Annotated in this window: 25 protein-coding genes; 14 read left to right on the plus strand and 11 right to left on the minus strand. The window is 71.8% G+C overall.

The window, feature by feature from the left end:
* Positions 1-9: 9 nt before the first annotated feature.
* Entirely contained in the window at positions 10-423 is a 414-nt protein-coding gene (locus CP969_RS25605) for an ATP-binding protein (RefSeq protein WP_004983566.1), read from the minus strand.
* Positions 424-678: 255 nt separating this feature from the next.
* Positions 679-939: a UBP-type zinc finger domain-containing protein gene (locus tag CP969_RS25610; protein WP_004983554.1), complete on the minus strand. Its 261-nt coding sequence runs from the start codon at positions 937-939 to the stop codon at positions 679-681.
* Positions 940-999: 60 nt separating this feature from the next.
* Between CP969_RS25610 and CP969_RS25615 the strand changes: the two genes are divergently transcribed.
* Positions 1000-2604, plus strand: coding sequence for a Na+/H+ antiporter (locus tag CP969_RS25615; protein ID WP_016824665.1), 1605 nt, complete (start codon positions 1000-1002; stop codon positions 2602-2604).
* 40 nt (positions 2605-2644) lie between these two features.
* On the opposite strand, the gene CP969_RS25620 is transcribed toward CP969_RS25615, so the two are convergent.
* Complete coding sequence (locus CP969_RS25620) at positions 2645-3562, minus strand: 1-aminocyclopropane-1-carboxylate deaminase/D-cysteine desulfhydrase (RefSeq protein ID WP_016824664.1); 918 nt, start codon at positions 3560-3562, stop codon at positions 2645-2647.
* 339 nt (positions 3563-3901) lie between these two features.
* Positions 3902-4480 (minus strand): peptidoglycan recognition protein family protein, encoded by a 579-nt coding sequence (locus CP969_RS25625; RefSeq protein ID WP_016824663.1) that lies wholly within the window; start codon positions 4478-4480, stop codon positions 3902-3904.
* 304 nt (positions 4481-4784) lie between these two features.
* Here CP969_RS25625 and CP969_RS25630 point away from each other — a divergent pair, with 304 nt between their 5' ends.
* The 7 genes from CP969_RS25630 (at position 4785) to CP969_RS25660 (ending at position 11879) form a co-directional block, all read left to right on the plus strand.
* Positions 4785-6191, plus strand: a complete 1407-nt coding sequence (locus tag CP969_RS25630) for a family 2B encapsulin nanocompartment shell protein (protein WP_004983544.1) — start codon at positions 4785-4787, stop codon at positions 6189-6191.
* Positions 6192-6321: 130 nt separating this feature from the next.
* On the plus strand, positions 6322-7443 hold the full coding sequence (locus CP969_RS25635; RefSeq protein ID WP_026084880.1) for a family 2 encapsulin nanocompartment cargo protein polyprenyl transferase: 1122 nt from the start codon (positions 6322-6324) through the stop codon (positions 7441-7443).
* A gap of 244 nt (positions 7444-7687) precedes the next feature.
* On the plus strand, positions 7688-8335 hold the full coding sequence (locus CP969_RS25640; RefSeq protein ID WP_016824661.1) for a GNAT family N-acetyltransferase: 648 nt from the start codon (positions 7688-7690) through the stop codon (positions 8333-8335).
* A 148-nt stretch (positions 8336-8483) separates the two neighbouring features.
* Positions 8484-9014 carry a hypothetical protein gene (locus CP969_RS25645; protein WP_004983538.1) on the plus strand — a complete coding sequence of 177 codons (531 nt, stop codon included), beginning with the start codon at positions 8484-8486 and terminating at the stop codon, positions 9012-9014.
* Between the two features lie 118 nt (positions 9015-9132).
* Entirely contained in the window at positions 9133-10857 is a 1725-nt protein-coding gene (gene ctaD / locus CP969_RS25650; protein WP_016824660.1) for an aa3-type cytochrome oxidase subunit I, read from the plus strand.
* 3 nt (positions 10858-10860) lie between these two features.
* The gene (locus CP969_RS25655) at positions 10861-11442 is read left to right on the plus strand and encodes a hypothetical protein (protein ID WP_016824659.1); all 582 of its coding nucleotides are present in this window, start codon (positions 10861-10863) and stop codon (positions 11440-11442) included.
* Between the two features lie 206 nt (positions 11443-11648).
* Positions 11649-11879: a hypothetical protein gene (locus CP969_RS25660; protein ID WP_026084878.1), complete on the plus strand. Its 231-nt coding sequence runs from the start codon at positions 11649-11651 to the stop codon at positions 11877-11879.
* Positions 11880-12103: 224 nt separating this feature from the next.
* On the opposite strand, the gene sodN is transcribed toward CP969_RS25660, so the two are convergent.
* A complete protein-coding gene (gene sodN / locus CP969_RS25665) occupies positions 12104-12499 on the minus strand; it encodes a superoxide dismutase, Ni (RefSeq protein WP_004983535.1) in 396 nt (131 codons plus the stop codon).
* 145 nt (positions 12500-12644) lie between these two features.
* Between sodN and sodX the strand changes: the two genes are divergently transcribed.
* Positions 12645-13079 (plus strand): nickel-type superoxide dismutase maturation protease, encoded by a 435-nt coding sequence (sodX, locus tag CP969_RS25670; protein WP_144055250.1) that lies wholly within the window; start codon positions 12645-12647, stop codon positions 13077-13079.
* On the opposite strand, the gene CP969_RS25675 is transcribed toward sodX, so the two are convergent.
* Positions 12962-13612 (minus strand): CGNR zinc finger domain-containing protein, encoded by a 651-nt coding sequence (locus CP969_RS25675; RefSeq protein ID WP_004983530.1) that lies wholly within the window; start codon positions 13610-13612, stop codon positions 12962-12964. The two genes, sodX and CP969_RS25675, sit on opposite strands and share 118 nt — an antisense overlap.
* 100 nt (positions 13613-13712) lie before the next feature.
* On the opposite strand from CP969_RS25675, the gene CP969_RS25680 reads away from it, so the two are divergent.
* A complete protein-coding gene (locus CP969_RS25680; RefSeq protein ID WP_016824656.1) occupies positions 13713-14483 on the plus strand; it encodes a class I SAM-dependent methyltransferase in 771 nt (256 codons plus the stop codon).
* Positions 14484-14552: 69 nt separating this feature from the next.
* Here the strand turns inward: CP969_RS25680 and CP969_RS25685 are convergent, their stop codons facing one another.
* Genes CP969_RS25685 through CP969_RS25695 form a run of 3 tightly spaced genes read right to left on the minus strand, consistent with a single transcriptional unit; the run spans position 14553 to position 17289 of the window.
* Entirely contained in the window at positions 14553-15359 is an 807-nt protein-coding gene (locus tag CP969_RS25685) for an amino acid ABC transporter ATP-binding protein (protein ID WP_016824655.1), read from the minus strand.
* The gene (locus CP969_RS25690; RefSeq protein ID WP_004983523.1) at positions 15356-16294 is read right to left on the minus strand and encodes an amino acid ABC transporter permease; all 939 of its coding nucleotides are present in this window, start codon (positions 16292-16294) and stop codon (positions 15356-15358) included. Before CP969_RS25690 ends, CP969_RS25685 begins: the two co-directional genes overlap by 4 nt.
* Before the next feature lie 32 nt (positions 16295-16326).
* Positions 16327-17289: an ABC transporter substrate-binding protein gene (locus CP969_RS25695; RefSeq protein ID WP_026084876.1), complete on the minus strand. Its 963-nt coding sequence runs from the start codon at positions 17287-17289 to the stop codon at positions 16327-16329.
* A 579-nt stretch (positions 17290-17868) separates the two neighbouring features.
* On the opposite strand from CP969_RS25695, the gene CP969_RS25705 reads away from it, so the two are divergent.
* The 4 genes from CP969_RS25705 to CP969_RS25720 all read left to right on the plus strand — a co-directional run bounded on the left by CP969_RS25705 (position 17869) and on the right by CP969_RS25720 (position 21113).
* Positions 17869-19107, plus strand: coding sequence for an NAD(P)-dependent malic enzyme (locus CP969_RS25705; RefSeq protein ID WP_016824653.1), 1239 nt, complete (start codon positions 17869-17871; stop codon positions 19105-19107).
* Positions 19108-19271: 164 nt separating this feature from the next.
* Positions 19272-20237: a zinc-binding dehydrogenase gene (locus CP969_RS25710; RefSeq protein ID WP_004983509.1), complete on the plus strand. Its 966-nt coding sequence runs from the start codon at positions 19272-19274 to the stop codon at positions 20235-20237.
* 106 nt (positions 20238-20343) lie between these two features.
* Complete coding sequence (locus CP969_RS25715; RefSeq protein WP_004983506.1) at positions 20344-20553, plus strand: HTH domain-containing protein; 210 nt, start codon at positions 20344-20346, stop codon at positions 20551-20553.
* Positions 20553-21113: a Clp protease N-terminal domain-containing protein gene (locus tag CP969_RS25720; protein WP_016824652.1), complete on the plus strand. Its 561-nt coding sequence runs from the start codon at positions 20553-20555 to the stop codon at positions 21111-21113. The genes CP969_RS25715 and CP969_RS25720 overlap by 1 nt, the downstream gene beginning before the upstream one ends.
* A 111-nt stretch (positions 21114-21224) precedes the next feature.
* Here CP969_RS25720 and CP969_RS25725 read toward each other — a convergent pair whose 3' ends face one another.
* Both CP969_RS25725 and CP969_RS25730 read right to left on the minus strand, forming a co-directional pair.
* Positions 21225-22265 (minus strand): PadR family transcriptional regulator, encoded by a 1041-nt coding sequence (locus CP969_RS25725; RefSeq protein ID WP_004983500.1) that lies wholly within the window; start codon positions 22263-22265, stop codon positions 21225-21227.
* Between the two features lies 1 nt (position 22266).
* On the minus strand, positions 22267-23247 hold the full coding sequence (locus CP969_RS25730; RefSeq protein WP_016824651.1) for a DUF4097 family beta strand repeat-containing protein: 981 nt from the start codon (positions 23245-23247) through the stop codon (positions 22267-22269).
* Positions 23248-23989: the final 742 nt, after the last annotated feature.

Raw genomic sequence — 23989 nt, forward strand, 5'->3', positions numbered from 1 at the left:
CCTCGTTCCTCACGCCGGCCCGGGTCCCGCGCCGCGCTGTTTGTAGAGGCTGATCGAAACGGTCTTGTCCTCGTCCACGGCCGAGGAGACCTTGCCCGCGAGCGCGGACAGGACGGTCCAGGCGAAGGTGTCCCGCGAGGGGGCGTGACCGTCCGTGGTCGGCGCCGAGACGGTGACCTCGAGCGAGTCGTCGACGAGCCGGAAGACGCAACTGAGCACCGACCCCGGCACGGCCTGCTGGAGCAGGATCGCGCAGGCCTCGTCGACCGCGATGCGCAGGTCCTCGATCTCGTCGAGGGTGAAGTCCAAACGGGCGGCAAGCCCGGCCGTGGCCGTGCGCAGCACCGACAGGTAGGCCCCCGCGGCCGGCAGCCGGACTTCCACGAAGTCCTGGGTCGCGGGCTCGCCTGCGAACTGGGACACCCTCACCTCCAAGGTGGTACAAGCGTTTCAGGGCCGGGGGCACCCCCCGGGCAACGCGCTACGTGGTTCAGCGGTGACGCTATCGCGCTCTCGGCGATCCTGTCCCGGGACCCCGGCCACTGGTGTAACTCATAGTAAAACTATGAATACGCTCCGTGGCTAGGGGTCTGCGGGCCCAAATGGGAAGAGCGCGCGCCGCATTGACGTACCCAGGCGTCAGACGGTCGAACCGTCCGGCACCGGAGTCCCGTCGGGTCACACGAGTACATGATCGACGAAGCACCAGCGCCAGTCCTCGCCCGGTTCGTGGCTCCGCATCACGGGGTGGCCGGATTCCCTGTGGTGCCCCGTCGCATGCCGTCCCGGCGAGGAGTCGCAGCAGCCGACGTGGCCGCAGCTCAGGCACAGGCGCAGTTGCACCGGATCCGTGCCGTCCCGCAGGCACTCCGGACACGTCTTGCTGAGCGGGGCGGGCTCCGGGTGCGGCAGCGCGTCGGCATGCGTGCACTGTTTCATGATGGCCAGATTACGACGGGCACGCGGAAGACCGCGCGGAAAACCGAGGGCGGGCCGGACATGGATGTGATTCCCCTGCTGTTGTTGGTCGCGGGCAGCACCGCGGTCGCCGCTGCCGCCCGGCGCACCCCGGTGCCGGCACCGCTGCTGCTGGTCGCGGCCGGCCTGGCGGTCAGCTACCTCCCCGGGGTGCCCGACTACACGCTGGACCCGCACGTCGTCCTGCCGCTCCTGCTGCCCCCGCTGCTGTACACGGCGGCCGCCGACAGCTCCTACCTGGACCTGCGGGCACAGCTGCGGCCGGTGGCGCTGCTCTCGGTGGGGTACGTGCTGTTCGCGACCTTCGTCGTCGGCTGGGCCCTGTACGCGATGGTGCCGGGCCTGTCCCTGACCGCGGCCATGGTGTTCGGTGCCGTGGTGGCCCCGCCGGACGCGGTCGCGGCGACGGCGGTGGCGCGCCGGGTCGGACTGCCGTCCCGGGTCACCACCATCCTCCAGGGCGAGTCCCTGCTGAACGACGCCACCGCGATCACTGTGTTCCGGGTGGCCGTGGCGGCGGCGGTCGGCGAGGGGGCGTCCTGGGTCGGGGGGATCGGGGAGTTCCTGCTCGCCGCGGTCGGCGGGGTGGTGTTCGGGTTGGTGCTGATGGCCCCCCTGCACTGGCTGCGCACGCACGTGAAGGAGGCGCTGCTGCAGAACACGCTCTCCCTGCTGATCCCGTTCGTCGCCTATGCCGCCGCGGAGCAGGTGGGCGCCTCCGGCGTCATCGCCGTCGTGGTCGTCGCCCTCTACCTGGGGCACCGTGCGTGGGAGGTCGACTTCGCCACCCGCCTCCAGGAGGAGGCGGTGCGGAAGATGGTCGCGTTCGTGCTGGAGTCCGCGGTGTTCGCGCTCATCGGGCTGCAACTGCCGATCGTCCTCAAGGGCCTCGGGGAGGAACACGAGGGCGTCAACGCCGCCTGGTACGCGCTCGCCGTCTTCGCGGTGGTCGTCGTCACGCGGTTCGTCTGGGTCTACCCGGCGACCTGGCTGCCGCCGATGCTGTCGGCGCGGATCCGGGGACGCGAGGGGAGACCCGGCTGGAAGAAGCCGTTCGTCATCGCGTGGGCCGGGATGAGGGGCGTGGTCTCGCTGGCCATCGCCTCCTCGATCCCGCTCACCGCCGACGGCGAGCACTTCCCGCACCGCAACCTGCTGCTCTTCCTGACCTTCACCACCGTCATCGGCACCCTGGTCGTGCAGGGGCTGACGCTGCCCCCGCTGATCCGCGTGCTGAAGTTCCCCGGGCGCGACGCACAGGCCGAGACCCTGGCGGAGGCCAACGCCCAGGCGCAGGCCTCCCGGGTCGCCGAGCAGAGGCTGGACGAGTTGCTGGCCGACGAGCGCAACGCCCTGCCCGCACCGCTCGCCGACCGGCTGCGCACCGTCCTGGAGCGCCGCCGCAACGCCGTCTGGGAACGACTCGGCCAGGTCAATCCGGTCACCGGGGAGACGGTGGACGACACCTACCGGCGGCTGTCGCGGGAGATGATCGGCGCGGAGCGCGAGGTGTTCGTCAGGTTGCGCGACGGCCGGTACATCGACGACGAGATGCTGCGGACGCTGCTGCGCCGACTGGACCTGGAGGAGGCGGCGGCGTACCGGGAGACGGCTCCGGACCGGTGAGGGGGGAAAGCGGGAGGAAGGGGGAAGGGGGGAGAGGCGGTCAGGGGAAGGGACGGCCGGTGATCACGGCGGCGACCGTGCTCCCGCGCGGGAAGGCGCCTTCCTCCGCCAGGGCGACGAGGGCGTGAAGCAACTTGGCGACATAGAGACGTTCGACGGGTATGCCGTGCCGGTGCTCGAAGTCCTCGGCGAAGGCGTCGAGTTCCTCGGGGACACGGGCGTAACCGCCGAAGTGGAAGCGGTCGTCGAGGCTCCAGTCGCCGCGGGGGCCGCCGAACGCCTCGTCCTGCAGGGCGCGTGTCACGTCGGCCAGGAAGCCGCCCTTCAGCACCGGAACGCCCAGTGCGCGCCCGCCGGTGCCGAGTCCGGCGGCCAGACCGGCGAGGGTGCCGCCGGTGCCGCAGGCCACCGCGACCACGTCGGCCCGGCCGGCCAGCTCCGCACCGAGCGTGCGGCAGCCACGCACCGCGAGGGAGTTGCTGCCGCCCTCGGGCACGACGTACGCGGTCTCGGCGTCCGCCGCGCGCAGGACGGCCGCGAGGGTCTCCGGCTCGGTCTTGCGGCGGTACGTCGACCGGTCGACGAAGTGCAGTCGCATGCCGTCGGACACGCACCGGGCCAGCGAGGGGTTGAGCGGGCGGCCGGCGAGTTCCTGGCCGCGCACCACGCCGACCGTGCGCAGGCCGAGCAGCCGGCCGGCGGCGGCCGTGGCCCGCAGATGGTTGGAGTAGGCGCCGCCGAAGGTGAGCACCGTCCGCCCGCCCGCCGCCGCGAGGTTCGGGGCCAGCTTGCGCCACTTGTTCCCGACCAGCTCGGGGTGGATCAGATCGTCCCGCTTCAGCAGCAACCGGACCCCGCGCCGCGCGAACCGCTCGTCCGTCACCTCCTGCAGCGGTGAGGGCAGCCGCGGGCGCAGACCGGTGAGGGCGGTGGAGCCGGGGTCGTCGGAGCTGGTCACGGGGCCATTGTCGCCCGGAGGGGGGGACCCGGGCTCGGGCGGTATCCGGGGCGGCAGTCGGCCGGTCCCGCGGGCGCGGAAGGCACCCGCGGGACCGGCCCTCCCCGCGGGCACCCCAGGGCGATCACCGGGGCGCGGATCGCGCGGCCCGGGGACGGGGCGGGAGGAATGGAAGGACGGGGCCGCCCCCGAGACGGCGGACGACGTCCCGCGCGCGGTGCGGCGACCGGGCGCCGCCGATGGACGTCCACGGCTGTGGACCGCGGAACGCGAGGTGAGCGACCACCGCGGATCCCCGCGGCCGTCGCCACCGGTCGCGTACGCCGTGGCGCCGCCGGGTCACCTCAGCCGGCTGCGGATCCGCTCCCGCATCGAGCTCATCGTGAACCCGCGCGGATCCACCTTTCCCGGCTGCCACTCCTTGTGCCCGATCACCGACCGTTCGTTCCAGCCGTGGTGGCGGCACACCGCGGCCGCGGCTCTCTCGACGGCCTCCAGCTGCGCGGCCGGCCAGGGGTCCTTGCCGTCGCCCAGGTTCTCGCATTCGAAGCCGTAGAAGTGGCGGTTGCCGTCGGTGTTCTGTTCGTTGTCCGCCGGCAGGGCCCTCTCGGCGATCACCGCGCGCAGCACGTCGTCGTCGCCCAGTCCCGCGTGGTTGGCCCGGCCGTAGCCGACGAGGTGGACCCGGCCGTCCTTGGTGATGACGCCGTGGCACAGGGGACCCGGCAGGCCCGTGTAGCCCTTGCGGCAGAGCTCCACGGTCCGGGCGCTGCCCTTGGTCACCGTGTGGTGGATCATCACGCCGTGGACCGGGCCCCACGGGCCCTTGTGGTTGCGGTTGTGGGTCCGCCAGTCGCCGACCTCGACGACCGTGAGCCCCTCCGCCTTCAGAGCGCGCAGGAACGCGTTCGCGGACATGGGTGGGGCCATGACCGCCCTCCTTCGTGCCGGGCGGCGGCCGCCCGTCGCAACCGCCTGCTACCGGCCTCTTACCTAAAAGGAACGCGTTCAACTACTCGTTCGGATTCCGTACGAGTCGATCCGGACAATTTCCTTCCGGCAAGGCTCCGCCGAACGGCCCCCCATTGTGCCCAGACCACCCAAGATCCATTCCCGCTCATTCGGGTAATGGTGCGAGCGCGTTGCGTGAGGAACGCTTGATCGTGCAGTCCGGAGTCCGGAATGGACGGACACGGGTCACCACAGGGGAGGACAATTCTCTATGTCGGTAGGCGAAGAGGTCGGCGCGGAGCAGACCAGGCAGCAGCAGAGCCTCGGTACGGCAGCCGCGCGGAACCTGGCCACCACGACCAAATCCGTGCCGCAGATGCAGGAGATCAGCTCGCGCTGGCTGCTGCGCATGCTGCCCTGGGTCGATGTGCAGGGCGGTACCTACCGCGTCAACCGGCGGCTGACGTACGCCGTGGGCGACGGCCGGATGACGTTCGTGAAGACCGGCGACCGAGTCGAGATCATCCCCGCGGAACTGGGCGAACTGCCGGCCCTGCGGTCGTACGACGACGATGAGGTGCTGTCCGAACTGGCCTCCCGCTGCCGGCAGCGGGAGATCGAGGCGGGCCAGGTGATCGCCTCGTTCGGCAGCCCGGCCGACGAGGTGTACCTGCTGGCGCACGGCAGGGTGGAGAAGATCGGCACCGGCCCCTACGGCGAGGACGAGTCCCTCGGTGTCCTCGCCGACGGCGCCTACTTCGGCGAGCAGGCACTGCTGGACGAGAACGCCATCTGGGAGTACACGGCGCGCACGCTCACCGCCTGCACCGTGCTCGCCCTGCCCCGCGAGGCCGTCACCCAGGTCGCCGAGCGGTCCGAAACCCTGCGCGAGCACCTGCGGGGGATCCGCACGATCCCGGGGCAGCGCACGAACAAGTACGGGGAGAAGGAGATCGACCTCGCGGCCGGTCACAGCGGGGAGCCGGACATCCCGCACACCTTCGTCGACTACGAGGCCCAGCCGCGCGAGTACGAACTCAGCGTCGCCCAGACCGTACTGCGCATCCACACGCGCGTGGCCGACCTCTACAACCAGCCCATGAACCAGACGGAACAGCAGATCCGGCTGACCGTGGAGGCGCTGAAGGAGCGCCAGGAGCACGAACTCGTCAACAACCGCGACTTCGGCCTGCTCCACAACTGCGAGTACGACCAGCGGATCCAGCCGCACGACGGCGTGCCGAGCCCCGACGACATGGACGAGCTGCTCAGCAGGCGGCGCGGGACGCGGCTGCTCCTCGCCCACCCGCGCGCGATCGCGGCGTTCGGCCGTGAACTCAACAAGCGGGGACTCGTCCCGGAGACCATCGACATGGGCGGCAACCGCATCCCCACCTGGCGGGGCGTGCCGATCTTCCCGTGCAACAAGATCCCGGTGACCGAGGCCCGGACGACCTCCATCATCGCCCTGCGCACCGGCGAGGAGGAGCAGGGCGTCATCGGGCTGCGGGCCGTGGGCATCCCCGACGAGATCGAGCCGAGCCTGTCCGTGCGGTTCATGGGCATCAACGAACAGGCCATCATCAAGTACCTGGTCACGGCCTACTACTCGGCCGCGGTCCTGGTGCCGGACGCGCTCGGTGTCCTGGAGAACGTCGAGATCGGCCGCTGGCGGTGACCGTCCGCGAGATTCCGGTGCACTCGCCGTGTCCCCGCCCGTCCGGGCGGGTACATCTCGGGGGTACGTGCTCGACGGCGGCGCAGGCGCCGCCCCTGCGTTCCACGAGCCGGCCCCGGGGGTGAAGTCGATGACGGAGTCCATGACGGAGCCGAAAACGGGGCCCGCGACGGAGTGCCCGACCCCACGCGTGCCATCGCGGACGACCGAGCCGGAACAGTACCCCGGCGAGGGACAGGAGGCGGCGATCCTGCTGGAGCGGGCGCGGGCCGAGGTCGACCCCGCGCTGCGGGCCGCCCTCGGTTCGCTGCCGGGCCCGTTGCGCCGGATCGCGCTCTACCACTTCGGCTGGGAACACGCGGACGGCACCCCGGCCGAGGAGGGTTCGGGCAAGGCGATCCGCCCCGCGCTGGTGCTCGCCGCGGCCTCCGCCCTGGGCGGGTCCGAAGCCCGGAGGGCGGCCGTGCGGGCGGCGGCCGCGGTGGAACTGGTCCACAACTTCACGCTGCTGCACGACGACGTGATGGACCGGGACACCACCCGACGCCACCGGCCCACGGCGTGGACGGTGTTCGGCGACGCCGACGCGATCCTCGCCGGGGACGCCCTCCAGGCGCTCGCCCTGGGGCTGCTCGCCGAGGACCCGCATCCGGCGGCCCCGGCCGCGGCGGCCCGGCTCGCGCACTGTGTCGTCGAGCTGTGCGCGGGGCAGCACACGGACACGGCCATGGAGCGGCGCGGCCCCGGCGAGGTCACCCTCGCCGAGACGCTCACCATGGCCGAGGCCAAGACCGGGGCACTGCTCGGATGCGCCTGCGCGATCGGGGCGCTGTACGCGGACGCCGAGGACGCGGACGTGGCGGCCCTGGACGCGTTCGGCCGCGAGGCCGGGCTGGCCTTCCAGCTCATCGACGACGTGATCGGCATATGGGGGGACCCCCGCCGCACCGGCAAGCCGGCCGGAGCGGATCTGGCCGCCCGCAAGAAGTCACTGCCGGTGGTCGCCGCGCTCACCTCGGGGACCCCGGCCGCCGCCGAACTCGCCGCGCTCTACGCGACCGCGCACCGGGAGGAGGACCTGGAGCGGATCACCCTGGCCGTGGAGCGGGCGGGCGGCCGCGACTGGGCGCAGGCCCAGGCGGCCGACCGGATGGCCCGCGCGATGCAGGAAGTGGCCCGCGCGGTGCCCGACCCGGAGGCTGCGGGCGGGCTGCTGGCCCTGGCCGAGTTCGTGACCCGGCGCAGCACCTGACGGCTCGCCGGGGCGGCCGAGGGACACCGGAGCGCGTGTCCCCGTCCGTCCCGCGCGGCCGTCGCCCCGTCCCCGGGCCCACCGGGACCGTGCGGCTCCTGACCCCGTACGGCCACCGTGGCTCCGGCCCGGCGGGTCCCGCACTTCCCCACGGTGTGCGGGACCCGTCCACCCCACACCTCCGGGGCGCCCCGCTAGGCTCAACCCCCGTACGGTCAAAGGTGGTTGAGACGAAGGGGCGGACATGGGCGTGGCGATCCGGACGGCTGGGGACGAGGACCGGGAGCTGATCGTCCGGCTCCTGGACGAGGCGTTCCAGGACGATCCGGTGAGCGGCTGGGTCTTCCCCGGTGAGGAGTACCGCCGTACGACGCACCACAGGCTCATGGCCGCGTTCACCGAGATCGTGCTCGCCGAGGGGCGCATCGACGTCACCGAGGACGGATCGGCGTGCGCACTGTGGATGTCCGTACCCGCGGACGACCACGACGACGACCAAGGCGGCGGCGACGGGGGGACGGACGACGACGGTCCGGCACAGGTGCGCCGGGCCGTCGACCCGGGGAACGAGCGCGTGGAGCTGATCGGCCGGCTGACGGCGGACATCCACCCCTCGGGGCGGGCCCACGAGTACCTGTGGATGATCGGCGTCACCCCCGGCCGGCAGGGCGAGGGACTCGGCACCGCGCTGATCGGATCGGTCCTCGACCGTTGCGACCGGGAGGGGCTGCCGGCCTATCTCGAGGCGAGCAGCGAACGGAGCCGCCTGCTGTACGAGCGCCTCGGCTTCGCACCGGCCGGGGACCCCCTGCTCCTCCCGGACGGCCCGTACATGTGGCCGATGTGGCGCGAACCCCGTACCACCGGCCCGCGGGACGGCCTGGACGGGTGACTCCCCGTACCTCCCGTCCGTGCCCGACAGGGACGTTCGGCCCTAGTCGCCGACGCGCGTCCGGACTTCACTGGCCTCGCGAAGAGCACCCGCCGACGCCCCCCGGGGTCCGGCGGGACGTCGGACGACGAGGGCGGCCAGGGGCGGGATGAGTGCAGCGGCGGGGGACGACGGGACGACGAGCGGGGACATCGCGGTGGTCGGGCACGCCGATCTGACCCCGGACGCGCTCGCACTGGTGGAGTCCGCGCTGCGGGCGCGGCTGGCACGGCGTCCCGTCCGGACCATGGCCATGGTGCGTTCCGGCGCGGGGGCACCACTGGCCTCCGGCCGGGCCGCGCGGGCGTCGGGGTGCCCGCTGGCCGTGGTGATCCCGACGCGGAACGGGGTGCCGGCCATGCCGCCCCCGCGCGACCGGATGGCGACCGGCGAGCTGCTGACCCTCGCCGACCAGGTGCGTCTGCTGTCGTACGACCCGCTGGACCGTGACTCCTGCGTCGGCGCGGACGAGCGGCTCGTCGTCTCCAGCGGCCTCCTCCTGGCCGTCTGGGACGGTTCTCCCTCCAACGGCCGTGACGCCACCGCCCACTTGGTGACGTACGCCCGCGCACACGGCGTCCCCGTGGAGGTCGTGTGGCCCGAGGGGGCCGCCCGCCGGGCGGTGCCCGCGACCGGGTGAGAACAGGGACCATCGGCCCCTACCCGAAGGCCCGCACGGGGACTGTTCGACCCATGTGGACCACCTTCCCCGGCGCCGATCATGGGCGCGCGAAACAGGATGGGGAGGAAGGCGTCCGGTGGACGAGACACGCATGGAGAAGGTCGGGACTGCGGAGGAGGGGCCGGCGCGCCCCGTGCCGCGGGCGGGGGCCGTGGCCCGCGAGGGGACCGTCGCGGCGGCACCCGCGGTGCGCCGGGCCGCGTGGGTGGACTGGCTGACGACCACCGACCACAAGAAGATCGGAACGCTGTACCTGGTCAGCGCGTTCGTGTTCTTCGTGATCGGCGGGGTGCTGGCGCTGATGATGCGCGCCGAGCTGGCCCGTCCGGGCCTGCAGATCATGTCGAACGAGCAGTTCAACCAGGCGTTCACGATGCACGGCTCGATCATGCTGCTGATGTTCGCGATGCCGCTCTTCACCGGCTTCGCGAACTGGCTCATGCCGCTGCAGATCGGCGCGCCCGACGTGGCGTTCCCCCGGCTGAACATGCTGGCCTTCTGGCTGTTCCTGTTCGGTTCCGCGATCGCGGCCGCCGGGTTCCTCACCCCGGGCGGCGCGGCCAGCTTCGGCTGGTTCCTGTACGCCCCGCTGTCCAACGAGGTCTACTCGCCGGGCATCGGCGCCGATCTGTGGATCATGGGCGTGGCCCTGTCCGGCTTCGGCTCGATCCTGGGCTCGGTCAACTTCATCACCACGATCATCTGCATGCGCGCTCCCGGCATGACGATGTTCCGGATGCCCATCTTCACCTGGAACGTGCTGCTGACGGCGCTGCTGGTGCTGATGGTGTTCCCGGTGCTGGCGGCGGCGCTGTTCGCGCTGGAGTGCGACCGCAGGTTCGGCAGCCACATCTTCGACGCGTCCAACGGCGGCGCGCTGCTGTGGCAGCACCTGTTCTGGTTCTTCGGCCATCCCGAGGTGTACGTCCTGGCGCTGCCGTTCTTCGGCATCGTCTCCGAGGTGGTCCCGGTCTTCTCCCGCAAGCCGATGTTCGGCTACATGGGACTGATCGGCGCGACCATCGCGATCGCCGGCCTCTCGGTGACGGTGTGGGCGCACCACATGTACGCCACCGGCGGCGTGCTGCTGCCCTTCTTCTCCTTCATGACCTTCCTGATCGCGGTCCCGACCGGGGTGAAGTTCTTCAACTGGATCGGCACCATGTGGAAGGGCTCGTTGTCCTTCGAGACGCCGATGCTGTGGACGCTGGGCTTCCTGATCACGTTCGTCTTCGGCGGGCTGACCGGCGTGATCCTGGCCTCGCCGCCGCTGGACTTCCACGTCACCGACACGTACTTCGTCGTCGCGCACTTCCACTACACCGTCTTCGGGACGGTCGTGTACGCGATGTTCGCCGGCTTCCACTTCTGGTGGCCGAAGTTCACCGGCAAGATGCTCGACGAGCGCCTGGGCAAGATCACCTTCTGGACGCTGACGGCCGGCTTCCAACTGACCTTCCTGGTCCAGCACTGGCTGGGCGCCGAGGGCATGCCGCGCCGGTACTCGGACTACCTGGCCGCCGACGGCTTCACCGCCCTGAACACCCTTTCCTCGATGGGGTCGTTCCTGCTGGGACTGTCGCTCCTGCCGTTCTTCTACAACGTCTGGAAGACGGCCAAGTACGGCAAGAAGGTCGAGGTCGACGACCCCTGGGGCTGGGGCCGTTCGCTGGAGTGGGCGACCTCCTGCCCGCCGCCGCGGCACAACTTCCTCAGCCTGCCGAAGATCCGCAGCGAGTCCCCGGCGTTCGACCTGCATCACCCCGAGATCGCCGCGCTCGACATCGAAACGGTGAGGTGAGCGGTGTCGCAGCCCGTTCTGGCCCTGGGGTGCGCGGTGGTGACGGCCGCCGGTTGCGTCTGGTACCTGCCCGCCCTCGCCGACCTGCGGGCCGGCGCCGACCGGCCGTTGTCCCGCCGCACCGCGGCGCTCGCCTGCCTGACCGGCTGGGGCACGCTCGCGGCGGTCGCCCTGGTGCTGCTCGTGACCACGGGGTGGGGCGCGCCGGGCGCCGTGGTGGCCGCGGGCGGGTCGGCCACCGCCGCCCTGTGGACCGGTGCCGCCGTGCGGCGCGCCGGTGAGCAGCGGGAGGCGGCCCGGCAGTGGGCGCAGTTGCCGCACGGACCGCTGCCCGTCGCCGCTCACCGCTCCCGCGGAGCGGTCACGGCCCTGGTCGTCGCCGGGCCGGCCGCGGGCGTGGCGGCCGTGACCGCCCTGCTGCCGGCCCTGGGACACGGGGGCGGGCACGGACCGGCGACCGCCGTCGTCCCCGCGGCGGTGGTCGTCGTCCCCGCGGCGGCCGTGTGCCTCTGCCTCGCGGTCGCCGCCCGCCCCACCCGAGCGGCCCGCCACACCGCGGCGGACCGCGGACGGCATCCGGGGTAGCGGCTCGGCGGCGGCCGGAGCCGCACGGTGATCGGGGCCGGCGGAACGCGGAACCCTCTTCCCCCTTGCCCGGGACGCCGGTGTCCGACTCGGGCTTCTCGGCGGCGCGGGTCGGCCCGGAGTCGGTGCGCAGTCTCGGCAACGGCGCGGTGGGCCGGGACGTACGGCGGGGAGCGTCGGACCGTCGCCGGGTCTACCCTGAGGACATGGGCAGCAAGGAACCCGTCTGTCCCCTCTGCGGACAGCCAGTGGAGACGGTCGTCCGGCGCCACAAGACGTTGGGCATGTGGGTACCGGTGTGGGTGCCCGGCCCGTGTCGCAATCCCGAGTGCGGGGACCGCCTCGTCCGGGGACCCGGCGAGACCGGCCGGACGAGGGACGCCCGGAGCGCGGCGCCGGTCGAGAAGCCGGGACGGGTCACCGCGGAGGACGTCTGACGGGCGGACCGGCCCTGCGGCTGCAGGACGCCGCGGTCCACCCCTCCCGCTCGGCGACCCCTTCCGCGCCCGGCCGCGGCGCCGACGCGTCGGACTCCGCCACGCCCTCCCCGCAGAGGTCGCCGAAGGGGCCGGGCCGACCGCGGTCGGCCCGGCCCCTTCGGGATGCCCGCTGACCCGCGCGGGTGCGCGGATCGTCGGTCGCGATGAAAAAATCCGGCCGGTCAGGCCTTCTTGGTCTCCCAGAAGATCTTGTCGATCTGGGCGATGTAGTCCAGCGCCTTCTGGCCGGTCGCCGGGTCGGTCGACGCCTTGGCGGCCGAGAGGGCCTTCAGGGTGTCGTTGACCAGCTGGTGCAGTTCCGGGTACTTCTCGAAGTGCGGGGGCTTGAAGTAGTCGCTCCAGAGTACGGAGACGTGGTGCTTCGCGAGCTCCGCACGCTGCTCCTTGATGACCGTGGCACGCGCCTGGAAGTGCGGGTCGTCGTTGCCGGCCATCTTCTCCTGGACGGCCTTCACCGACTCCGCCTCGATGCGGGCCTGGGCAGGGTCGTACACACCGCAGGGCAGGTCGCAGTGCGCGCTGACCTTTACCTTGGGGGCAAACAGGCGGGAAAGCATGGAGCATTCCTTCCTCGTGATCGTCTTCTCAGAGGGGACATTACTCCGTGGCGGAGTGCTTTTCTCGGGTGCCCCCGTGGGCTTAGGACAAAAGTCCCGGGTGAGACTGAGACTGGTGGAGGAAAGACCGGGGAGGTGCCGGGTGATGCCGGAGCTGCCGCAGGACGCCGAGCGGGTGAGGGCGCCGCTGCCCTTCGGGGTCGCCGAGGTGACCGGGCCGTCCATGGTGCCCACGCTGCACCACGGGGACCGGCTCCTGGTGCACTACGGGGCCCGGATCAAACGCGGTGACGTGGTCGTGCTGAGACACCCCTTCCAGCAGGACCTGCTCGTGGTGAAGCGGGCCGCGGAGCGGCGCGAGGGCGGCTGGTGGGTGCTCGGTGACAACGCGTACGCCGGGGGCGACAGCACCGACTACGGGGTCGTCCCCGACGAGCTGGTGCTCGGCAGGGTCCGCTTCCGCTACCGGCCGCGCGGGTCGGACCGGCGTTCGGTGCCGGCCGTGGTGGGCTGGGCGCTGTCGGCGGCCCGGCCGGTGCTCTCCGCCCGGTCGGCCTCCAGGCGCTTGCGGGCGCGGTAGGCCGCCACGTTGGCCCGGGTGGCGCAGCGGTCGGAGCAGTAGCGCCGGGAGCGGTTGGTCGAGGTGTCCAGATAGGCGTTGCGGCAGGGCGGCGCCTCGCACAGGCCGAGGCGGTCCACGCCGTACTCGGTGAGGTGGAAGGCCAGGCCCATCGCCGCGATGGCGGCGAATCCGGCGGTCGCGTTGGACGGGTGGTCGGCCAGGTGCATGTGCCACAGCGGACGGCCGTCGTCGTCGCGGAAGTCGTGGCCGGAGATCTGCGGGCTCACCGGGAACTCCAGCAGCAGCGAGTTCAGCAGGTCGACGGCGAGCGTCTCGTCGCCGCCGTCCGCCGCCTCGAAGACCGCGCGCAGCCGGGCCCGCACGGAACGGAACCGGGTCACGTCCGCCTCGGTCGCGCGGCGCGCCGCCGACTGGTTGGCGCCGAACAGGGCGCGCACGGCCTCGATCGAGGTCAGGACGTCCTTGCCCCGCGCCGGTTCCTCGGTGTTGACGAGACGGACGGCGTAATCCGAGTAATAGGCCAGTTCCACTTGTAGTCCTTACGCAGGGGCTCTATGGTCGTGCGTGCGGTCGGGTAACAGACGATCGTGCTTTCAGGGTATTACGTGACGTGTGCGAGGGAGGGGCTCGATGACGGACGCGGACACCACCACGGCCGCCGCCGACTGGCAGGCCTGGCAGGAGAGCTGGGACCGGCAGCAGGAGTGGTACATGCCCGACCGCGAGGAGCGGTTCCGGGTCATGCTCGACATGGTGGAGGCCCTCGTCGGCACCTCTGCGCGCGTGCTGGACCTCGCGTGCGGCACGGGAAGCATCACGGCCCGGCTGCTCGCCCGGTTCCCGGACGCCACCAGCACCGGCGTCGACCTGGACCCGGCGCTGCTCGCCATCGCCGAGGGCACCTTCGCGGGCGACGGGCGGGTCGCCTTCGTCACCGCCGACCTCACGGACCCCGACTGGACGGCGGCGCTGCCGCACGACTCCTACGACGCCGTGCTGACCGCGACCGCTCTGCACTGGCTGCACCGGGAACCTCTCGCGGACCTCTACGGGCACGTCGCGGGCCTGGTCCGCGACGGCGGTGTCTTCATGAACGCGGACCACATGATCGACGAGACCACGCCCCGGATCAACGCGGCCGAGCGCGCCCTGCGCCACGCCCGCATGGACCGGGCCAGGGAGGGCGGCGCCCTCGACTGGGCCGGATGGTGGCGGCTCGCCGCCGAGGACCCCGCCCTCGCCGAGCCCACCGCCCGCCGTTTCGAGATCTACGGCGACCACGCCGACGGCGACACGCCGTCCGCGGCCTGGCACGCGCGCGTGCTGCGCGAGCAGGGGTTCGCCGAGGCCCGCCCGGTGTGGTGCTCGCCGTCGGACACGCTGCTGCTGGCGCTGAAGTAGGCCGGGCCACGGGCGAGGGGCGGTACGGAAGTCCGTACCGCCCCTCGCTGCGCGTGCCCGCGGGAGGTGTCAGAGCACCTTGGACAGGAACGACTTGGTCCGCTCGTGCTGCGGATCGGTCAGCACCTGGCGCGGGTTGCCCGACTCGACCACCACGCCGCCGTCCATGAAGACCAGGCTGTCGCCCACCTCGCGGGCGAAGCCCATCTCGTGGGTGACGACGATCATCGTCATGCCCGACTCGGCCAGGTCCCGCATGACGTCGAGGACGTCACCGACCAGCTCCGGGTCGAGGGCCGAGGTCGGCTCGTCGAACAGCATCAGCTTGGGATCCATGGCGAGCGCCCTCGCGATCGCCACGCGCTGCTGCTGGCCGCCGGAGAGCTGCGAGGGGTAGTTCCCGGCCTTGTCGCCGAGGCCCACGCGCTCCAGGAGCTGCATCGCGCGCTCCCTGGCCTGTGCCTTGCTCACGCCCTTGACCTGCACGGGCGCCTCCATGACGTTCTCGACGGCCGTCATGTGCGGGAACAGGTTGAAGCGCTGGAAGACCATGCCGATGTCCCGGCGCTTCAGGGCGACCTCGCTGTCCTTGAGCTCGTACAGCTTGTCGCCCTTCTGGCGGTAGCCGACCAGCTCGCCGTCCACGTACAGACGGCCGGCGTTGATCTTCTCCAGGTGGTTGATGCACCTCAGGAAGGTCGACTTGCCGGAGCCGGAGGGGCCGATGAGGCAGAACACCTCGCCGGTCCTCACCTCCAGGTCGATGCCCTTGAGGACCTCGACGGGACCGAAGGACTTGTGGACGCCCTCCGCCTTGACCATGGGAACGGTGGACCCCTTCACGGGGGCGTCCGACTCGACGAGCTTCTCGCTCATGCCATGCCTCCCTTCGGGCGGCCGAGGGACAGCATGTTGGCCTTCACCTTCTGCCACGGCGTCGGCGGCAGCTGACGCGTGGAGCCCTTCGCGTAGTAGCGCTCCAGGTAGTACTGGCCGACGCTGAAGACCGACGTCAGCAGCAGGTACCAGGCGGCGGCCAGGAAGAGCATCTCGGCCGGTGCGCCGGAGGTCTGGCCGATGTCCTGGGCGGCGCGGAGCAACTCGGGGTACTGGACGACCGACACCAGCGAGGTCGTCTTCAGCATGTTGATGACCTCGTTGCCCGTCGGCGGCACGATCACGCGCATCGCCTGCGGGACGACGATCCGGCGCAGCGTCTTCGCGTGACTCATGCCCAGCGCGTGCGACGCCTCGGTCTGGCCCTCGTCGACCGAGAGCAGACCGGCCCGGCAGATCTCCGCCATGTAAGCGGCCTCGTTGAGACCGAGCCCCAGCAGCGCCGTCAGGAACGGGGTCATGAAGTCCGACCACTCGTCCTTGTAGAACGGCCCGAGGTTGATGTACTCGAAGACCAGGCCCAGGTTGAACCAGACGATCAGCTGCACCAGGACCGGGGTGCCGCGGAAGAACCAGATGTAGAACCACGCGATCGACGAGGTCACCGGGTTCTTCGACAGGCGCATCACGGCCAGCAGGATGCCGCCGACGATGCCGATCGCCATGGCCAGCACGGTGAGCAGCAGCGTCTTGCCGACACCGCTGAGGATGCGGTCGTCGAAGAAGTAGTCCGGGATCGTGCCCCAGTTGATCTTGCCCTGGGAGAACGCGTAGACGACCCCGCCCAGCAGGGCGAGGGCGACGACGGCGGAGACGTACCGCCCGTAGTGCCGGACCGGGATGGCCTTGATGGCCTCCGGTCCGGCCGGGGGTGTGTCGGCCGGCCCCGTCGTCTTGTCGATGTCAACAGTCACGGGCGTTGCCTTTCAGTGCCGCCGGCGCGCGGTCACTTGCCGCCGTTGATGGTGGCTTCCTCGACGGCGCCCTCCGTGACGCCCCACTTCTCCAGGATCTTCTGGTACTCGCCGTTCTCGATGATCGCGTCCAGCGCGGCCTTGATGGCGTCGCGCAGCTGGGTGTTGTCCTTGGCGATCGCGATGCCGTACGGAGCGGCCTCGACCTGCTCGCCGACCAGCTGGAAGTCGTTGCCGCCGCCGGAGGTCTTCACAGCGTACGCGGCGACCGGGAAGTCGGAGGAGCCCGCGTTGGCGCCGCCCGCGCGCAGCCGGGTCTGGGCCTGCTGGTCGTTGTCGAAGGCCTCGATGGCGATCTTCTTGCCCGTCGGGCACTTCTCGTTCTCGGCCTTGGCGAGGTCCTCGGAGACCGTGCCGCGCTGCACCACGATCTTCTTGCCGCACAGGTCGGACCAGGTCTTGATGCCCTGGTCGTCGCCCTTCTTGGTGTAGATCGAGACACCGGCGGTGAAGTAGTCGACGAAGTCGACGCCCTCGCCGACCTTCTTGCCGGTCTCGGAGTCGATGCCCTCCTGGCGGTCCTTGGTGTCGGTCATCGCGGACATGGCTATGTCGTACCGCTTGGAGCGCAGACCGGTGATGAGGGTGTCGAAGGTGCCGTTCTCGAACTCGAACTTCACCCCGAGCTGCTTGCCCAGGGCGGCGGCGACGTCGGGGTCGATGCCGACCGTCTTGCCGGAGTCGTCCTTGAACTCGACCGGGGCGTACGCGATGTCCGAACCGACCTTGACGACGCCCTTGTCGCGGATCGCCTGGGGGAGCTTGTCGGCGAGCGGGGCGGCGCTCGTCGACGCGGTGTCGCTGGTGCCCGAGCCGTTCTCCTCGGTCTGGTCACCGCAGCCGGTGAGAAGCAGCGCGCCTGCGACCGCGATCGCACCGACCGCTGCTAGCCGGGAGTGCGCGGCGGTGGTACGACGGGTGGTGCTTGCGGTCATGGTGGGTTCCTCCGGCGGATGGGTGGAGTTGCCGATGGGGTCGGCGACTGCCTGCGCGGCGTCGCCGCAGGTCGACGAGAGCACGCGCCTTCGAGTGTCGCGACCTCGTGTGATTACCGCATCTTGCCATTCGGATTGAGCCATTCAGTGGGGCCGCCATGTCAAAATCGGGTAACGGGCGACACCCGAACCGCACCACTCCGGTACATCACGACCGGAGACTCTCCGGGAATCGATCATTCCGACCGGAAGATCTTCTGTGTGTCCCAGGATGCGGACGTGTCCGCCGCGCCTTTTGCTGCGCTTGTGGGCTTGCTGAGAGTTCGTCCAGGTCTTGTCCTGATATCAGATGATGATTCGGGGTGTCGTCATGTGACCTTCGCGTTATGGACTCGTCGCCGGTGGCGTCCGTCCGGTAAGAAGGTTCTTCACACCCCTCATCCGGGGCTCAGGGCGCGTGTGCGGCGCGCCCGTCGTGTTCGGCTCGTGCCTATCCACCCTTCGGGCCTTGCGCGGTCCCGCCCGTTCCTCACCCGGAGCGGCAACCCTCAAACCGAAACACTTAAGGGGTAAAACCAAGTGGCAGCGGAGATTGTCAATCCTCGCAGCGACAGCGAAAGCCTGCAGGGTCATACGGATCAGGAGAACGGGGCGGAGCCCCTCGATTCCTTCGACCCGGCGTTCGCGCTGCACCGCGGCGGCAAGATGGCCGTGCAGGCCACCGTGCCGGTCCGTGACAAGGACGATCTGTCCCTGGCTTACACGCCCGGCGTCGCGAAGGTGTGCAGCGCGATCGCCGAGCAGCCGGACCTCGTCCACGACTACACGTGGAAGTCGTCGGTCGTCGCCGTCGTGACGGACGGTACGGCCGTGCTCGGGCTCGGGGACATCGGACCCGAGGCCTCCCTCCCGGTGATGGAGGGCAAGGCGATCCTCTTCAAGCAGTTCGGCGGCGTGGACGCCGTTCCGCTCGCCCTGAACTGCACCGACGTCGACGAGATCGTCGAGACCGTGGTGCGGCTCGCCCCGTCCTTCGGCGGGGTGAACCTGGAGGACATCTCGGCGCCCCGGTGCTTCGAGATCGAGCGGCGCCTGCAGGAGCGGCTGGACATCCCGGTCTTCCACGACGACCAGCACGGCACGGCGGTCGTGACGCTGGCGGCGCTGCGCAACGCCGCGCGGCTGAGCGGGCGGGCGCTGGGTGATCTGCGGGCCGTGATCTCGGGCGCGGGCGCGGCCGGTGTCGCGATCGCCAAGATGCTGATCGAGGCCGGGATCGGGGACGTCGCGGTGGCCGACCGCAAGGGCGTGGTGTCGCGGGACCGCGAGGACCTCACGCCGATCAAGCGGGAACTGGCGTCCTTCACGAACAAGGCCGGGCTCTCCGGCCCGCTGGAGGCGGCGCTGGCCGGGGCCGACGTCTTCATCGGCGTCTCGGGCGGCACGGTGCCGGAGCCGGCGGTGGCGTCGATGGCCGAGGGCGCGTTCGTCTTCGCCATGGCCAACCCCGAGCCGGAGGTGCACCCGGAGATCGCGCACAAGTACGCGGCGGTCGTGGCCACCGGGCGGTCGGACTTCCCGAACCAGATCAACAACGTCCTGGCGTTCCCGGGGATCTTCGCGGGGGCGCTGCAGGTGAGGGCCTCCCGGATCACCGAGGGGATGAAGCTGGCGGCGGCCGAGGCGCTGGCGGCGGTGGTGGGCGACGACCTCGCCGCCGACTACGTCATCCCGTCCCCGTTCGACGAGCGGGTCGCCCCCGCGGTGACGGCGGCGGTGGCCGCGGCCGCCCGGGCGGAGGGCGTCGCCCGCCGCTGAGGCGCGCGGTACCCCGTCGGCCCCGTCCCTCCGAGGGACGGGGCCGATTCGCTGTCGGGAGGGCCGGCCGGGACGCCCCGGCCTCCTGTGCCTCCTGGCAAGAGGGTGTGTCTCACAGTGGGCCGTGGTTCCTTCCGCGCGGCGGGGAACCTATCGTCAAGGTCATGTTCGCTGTCTACGCCGCCCGAATCGACCGCGACCAGCCGCTTGCCGGACTGGAGTCGGGAGAGCGCCCGGCTCCCGAGGCCCGTCCCGGCTGGAGCACCGTCACGGTCAAGGCCGCCTCCCTCAACCACCACGACCTCTGGTCCCTGCGCGGCGTAGGCCTCGCGGAGGACAAACTGCCGATGATCCTCGGCTGCGACGCCGCCGGGGTCGACGAGGACGGCAACGAGGTCGTCCTGCACTCGGTGATCGGACAGAGCGGTCACGGGGTGGGGCCCGAGGAGCCCCGCTCCATCCTGACCGAGCGTTACCAGGGGACCTTCGCCGAGCAGGTCGCCGTGCCCACCTGGAACGTCCTGCCCAAGCCGAAGGAGCTGTCCTTCGAGGAGGCGGCCTGCCTGCCCACCGCCTGGCTGACCGCCTACCGGATGCTGTTCACCAACGCCGGGGTCCGCCCGGGGGACTCGGTGCTGGTGCAGGGGGCCGGCGGGGGAGTCGCCACCGCCGCGATCGCGCTGGGGAAGGCCGCGGGACTGCGGGTCTTCGCCACCAGCCGGGACGAGGCCAAGCGCAAGCGGGCGCTGGAGCTGGGGGCCGTGGAGGCGCTGGAGCCCGGTGCGCGGCTGCCGCAGCGGGTCGACGCGGTCATCGAGACCGTGGGGGCCGCCACCTGGTCCCACTCGGTGAAGTCGCTGCGGCCCGGCGGCACGCTGGTCATCTCCGGGGCCACGAGCGGGGACCGACCCTCGCACGCCGAGCTGACCCGGATCTTCTTCCTGGAGCTCAAGGTCGTCGGATCGACGATGGGCACCAAGGACGAGCTGGAGGACCTGCTCTCCTTCTGTGCCGCCACCGGTGTGCGCCCCGTCATCGACGAGGTACTGCCCATGGACCGGGCCCGGGAGGGCTTCGAACGGATGGAGAGCGGCGGGCAGTTCGGCAAGATCGTGCTCACGAATCCCTGACGGCGGGGTACCGCCCACCTCACGACGGCCGGTCCGGATATCCGGGCCGGCCGTCGCTCTGTCAACCGGGGTTGACGTCGCCAGAGTGTCAACGTAAGTTGACGGCATGACTGAGGCAACCGACCTCGCCGAGCGTGCGGGCGACCGCGACCCGCGGGTCGGCCTGCGGGCCGTCGCCGCGCTGCGCAGGCTGCTGGAGCAACTGGAGACCGTGCAGGTGCGCAACGCGCGCCACCAGGGCTGGTCGTGGCAGGAGATCGCCACCGAACTCGGGGTCAGCAGGCAGGCCGTGCACAAGAAGTACGGGAGGCAGTGATGTTCGAGCGGTTCACGAAGGACGCCCGTGCGGTGGTGAAGGGGGCGGTCGAGCGCGCCGAAGGGACGCGGGCGCGGACCGTCGGCGCCGAGCACCTGTTGCTCGCCCTGCTGGACCGCGAGGGCAGCCGTGCCTCCTTCGCGCTGGCGGCGCTCGGGGTCGGCGAGCGCAAGGAGTCGGTGCGGCGGGCCCTGGAGGAGGCGCGGCGCCGTGCCGGTCTGTCCCGGGCCGAGACCGACGCCCTCGCCGCGTTGGGGATCGACGTCCGGGAGATCGTCGCCCGGGTGGAGGAAACCCACGGGGTCGGGGCGATGTCCGGGGACCGGAAGGACGGGCAGGGGCGGCCGGGACGCCCCGGCTTCGGCAAGGGTGCCAAGGAGGTGCTGGAGAAGGCCCTGCGCGTCGCCCTCGCCCGGCGCGAGCGGCACATCGGGGACGAGCACATCCTCCTCGCCCTGACCGTCCGCCCCGGCGTCCCGGCCGAGGTGCTCGCCGACCACGGGGTGACCCACGCGTCGCTGACCAGGGTGCTCGGCGGCACGGGGGAGGCGTGCGCCTGAGGAGGGCGCGGCTCGTCCGGCGGCACGGCGGGACCCCTCGGCCGCACGGGCCGGGACCCCGCCGCACCGCCGGGTCCCGGCCCGCCGTGGGGTCCCGGTCCGCCGTCGGGCTCAGGGCTTCGGCGTGCGCAGCAGCGCCCCGATCCGGGTCGCCGCCGTGGACAGGTGGCGGCGGGCGTCGTGGAGTTGCTCCTGGGTGATGCCGTGGTCGCGGGCCGCGTCGCGGATGTCGTCCCGGAAGCGGTCCAGCAGCCGGTCCAGGTCGCGGGCCGGGTCACCGGTGGAGTCCGCGGCGCCCTCGTGCGCCCAGGCCGGGGTGCAGTCGGCGGGGAAGTCCTCGGGGGTGTGGGAGTACGACGGCCGGGAGGACCGGTCGGCGGTTCCCGCGCCGGTACGGCCGAAGGCGAAGTCCTTGCCGAACTCGCCCATCTCCTTGGCCAGTTCGCTCAGGCCCTCGCGCAGCCCCGTCGGCCAGTCACCCCGGGCGAAGTGGTCCTGCACCTGCTCCTGGACCCGTCGCGCGATGCGCTGCACCTCCTCCTGCGCCTGGTCCTGGGCCTCCTCGGCCTGGCGGCGGGCGCGCTGGGCCTCCTCGCGGGCGCGACGGCTCTCGTCCTTGGCGCGCCGGGCCTGCTCCTTCCACTCCTGCTTGGCGCGGCGCATCTCCTCCTTGGCGGCGCGCCAGGCGTCCTTGTCGCCGAGGACCGTGAAGTCGCCGAGGCCGACGCCCTCCTCCTCGCCGGACGTCCCGTTCCGCCGGCTCTGGCGGGCCTTGCTCGCCGCGGCCCGCATCTCGCGGCGCAGGTCGCCGGCCGCGCCGCTGACGTCGGCCCGGATCTCGGCGGCGAGCTCGGCGACCGATTCCCGGATCTCCAGCTCCAGGTCGGCCAGCTCGCCCCTGCGGTCGGCCAGCTCGGCGCGTCCGGCCTCGGTGATCGAGTAGACCTTGCGGCCGCCTTCGGAGGTGTGGGTGACCAGGCCCTCCGCCTCCAGCTTGGCCAGGCGCGGGTAGACCGTGCCGGCGGACGGCGCGTAGAGCCCCTGGAAGCGCTCCTCGAGGAGGCGGATCACTTCGTAGCCGTGGCGCGGCGCCTCGTCCAGCAGCTTCAGCAGATACAGGCGGAGGCGTCCGTGGGCGAAGACGGGGGGCATGTCAGAGCACCTTCTTGTCGGTCGTGCCGTCGGCCGGGGAGGCGGGGGAGCCCTCGCTCCGGCCGGTAGGGGAATGGTCCCCCGAGCCGCCCCGCGGTCCGCCGTCCCGGCCGTGCGGGGAGGCGTCCGCTGTGCTTCCGGCGCGGGGTGGTGCGTCCGCCGGTCCGGGCTCGTCCTCCCCGGGCGGGCGGCGCAGCAGGGCGATGGAACCGGAGACGGTGGTGGCCCGCAGCTTGCCGCTGCCCGCGCCCAGACGACCGGTGATCTTGTGGGCGCCCCACTGGCCGTGCACCCGCAGGTCGTCGAAGGCGTTGGAGACGGCGCCGCTCGCGGTGTTGGCCTCCACCTCGGCGTCCGCCGGATCCGGCAGCCGGATCGCGATCTCGCCGGAGACACTGGTCAACCGGACGTCGGTGGGGCCGTCGGGGTCGAGGTCCACGATCATGGAGCCGCTGACCGAGTCCGCCCGCACGGAGGAGCCCGAGCCCTCGACGACCGTGAGGTCGCCGGAGACGGAGGCGAAGCGCAGGTCGCCGGTGACCGCCTGGGCCTCCAGGTTTCCGGAGACGGTCTCCGCCCGGACCGGGCCGGAGAGGGCGACCAGGGTGGTGTCACCCGCGACCCCTTTCACCGCCGCCGGGCCCTGGATCCCGGAGACGACGGCGCCGGCGCCGACCACGCCGACCTCGACCCGGGTCCGTGCCGGAACGGCCAGGGAGACCACCGCGCTGCGGCGCCAGCCCTTCCGGTCCAGCCACTTGAGGAAGCCCTTCCACGGCAGGTCGTCGTAGGCCACCGTGAGCGTGCCGTCCTTCTGGGTGACCACCAGGGGTGGTCCCTCGAGGTCGGACACCTGCAGGCGGGCGGAGTCCTCGTCGGTCCCCACGACGTTCACCGTGCCGTTGACGATGCGGACGTGGAGTTCGCTCACAGGAGCGTCGAAGGTGAGCTTCGTGGGCTCCGCGACGGACCACTCGGACATGGGGAGACCTCCTGGGGCGAACCCGACGACGCGCCATATCGCGTCTTCCGTGATTCACGATATATCGCGCCTCGGGAAAGTCAAGACACTCGTTCCAGTGATCAGTCGGCGCCCGGAACGGGCGAAGGGGTCCGGCGCACGGTCGTGCCGCCGGACTGCCGCACGTATGTCCGCTGCTGTCGGAGCCGGAGCCGGAGCCGGAGCCGGAGCCGGAGTCGGAGCCAGAGCCAGAGCCGGTGGGGGTGGGACGGGCCCGGGCCGGGAAGAAGGAGGCGATGCGCGCTTTCGTCGGCCGGACCGGACTCGGCCCCGTTTTGACCTGCGGGTCCTCGACCGGCTGACCGGCAGATGCTTGACCGGCCCCGCCGCCGACGCGGGCTTCCGTCGAGGCAGTGTCTTGGTGGTGTCCTGGCAGTCCTCACGCGCGCGAGGCCTGCTACCCCGGGACTCGTCCCCGGCGAGCCCGCCGCCCGTCTGATCGAGATCGCCCTTCGCCGGCCCGGCGCCCGGTTCCCCGGGAGCGGGGAGAGCGAGGGGTGCCGGAGGAACCCCGGCGCCGTCCCCGGTCGGCGGCCGGACCGCGGCGGGAACGCCCCCGCCGGTTCACGGGACACCGGGCCCCGCCCTCCGGTACCGCAGGGCCGTGCCGGGCACGGACGCCGGGGGGCGGGGCCCAGGGCCGGGGCCCGAGAGCATTGTTCCGAGGTCGCCGCCCCGGCACCGGCATGTACGGGGCGCCGGC

This window comes from Streptomyces viridosporus T7A (assembly GCF_008704515.1).
GTDB classification, from domain to species: Bacteria; Actinomycetota; Actinomycetes; order Streptomycetales; family Streptomycetaceae; genus Streptomyces; species Streptomyces viridosporus.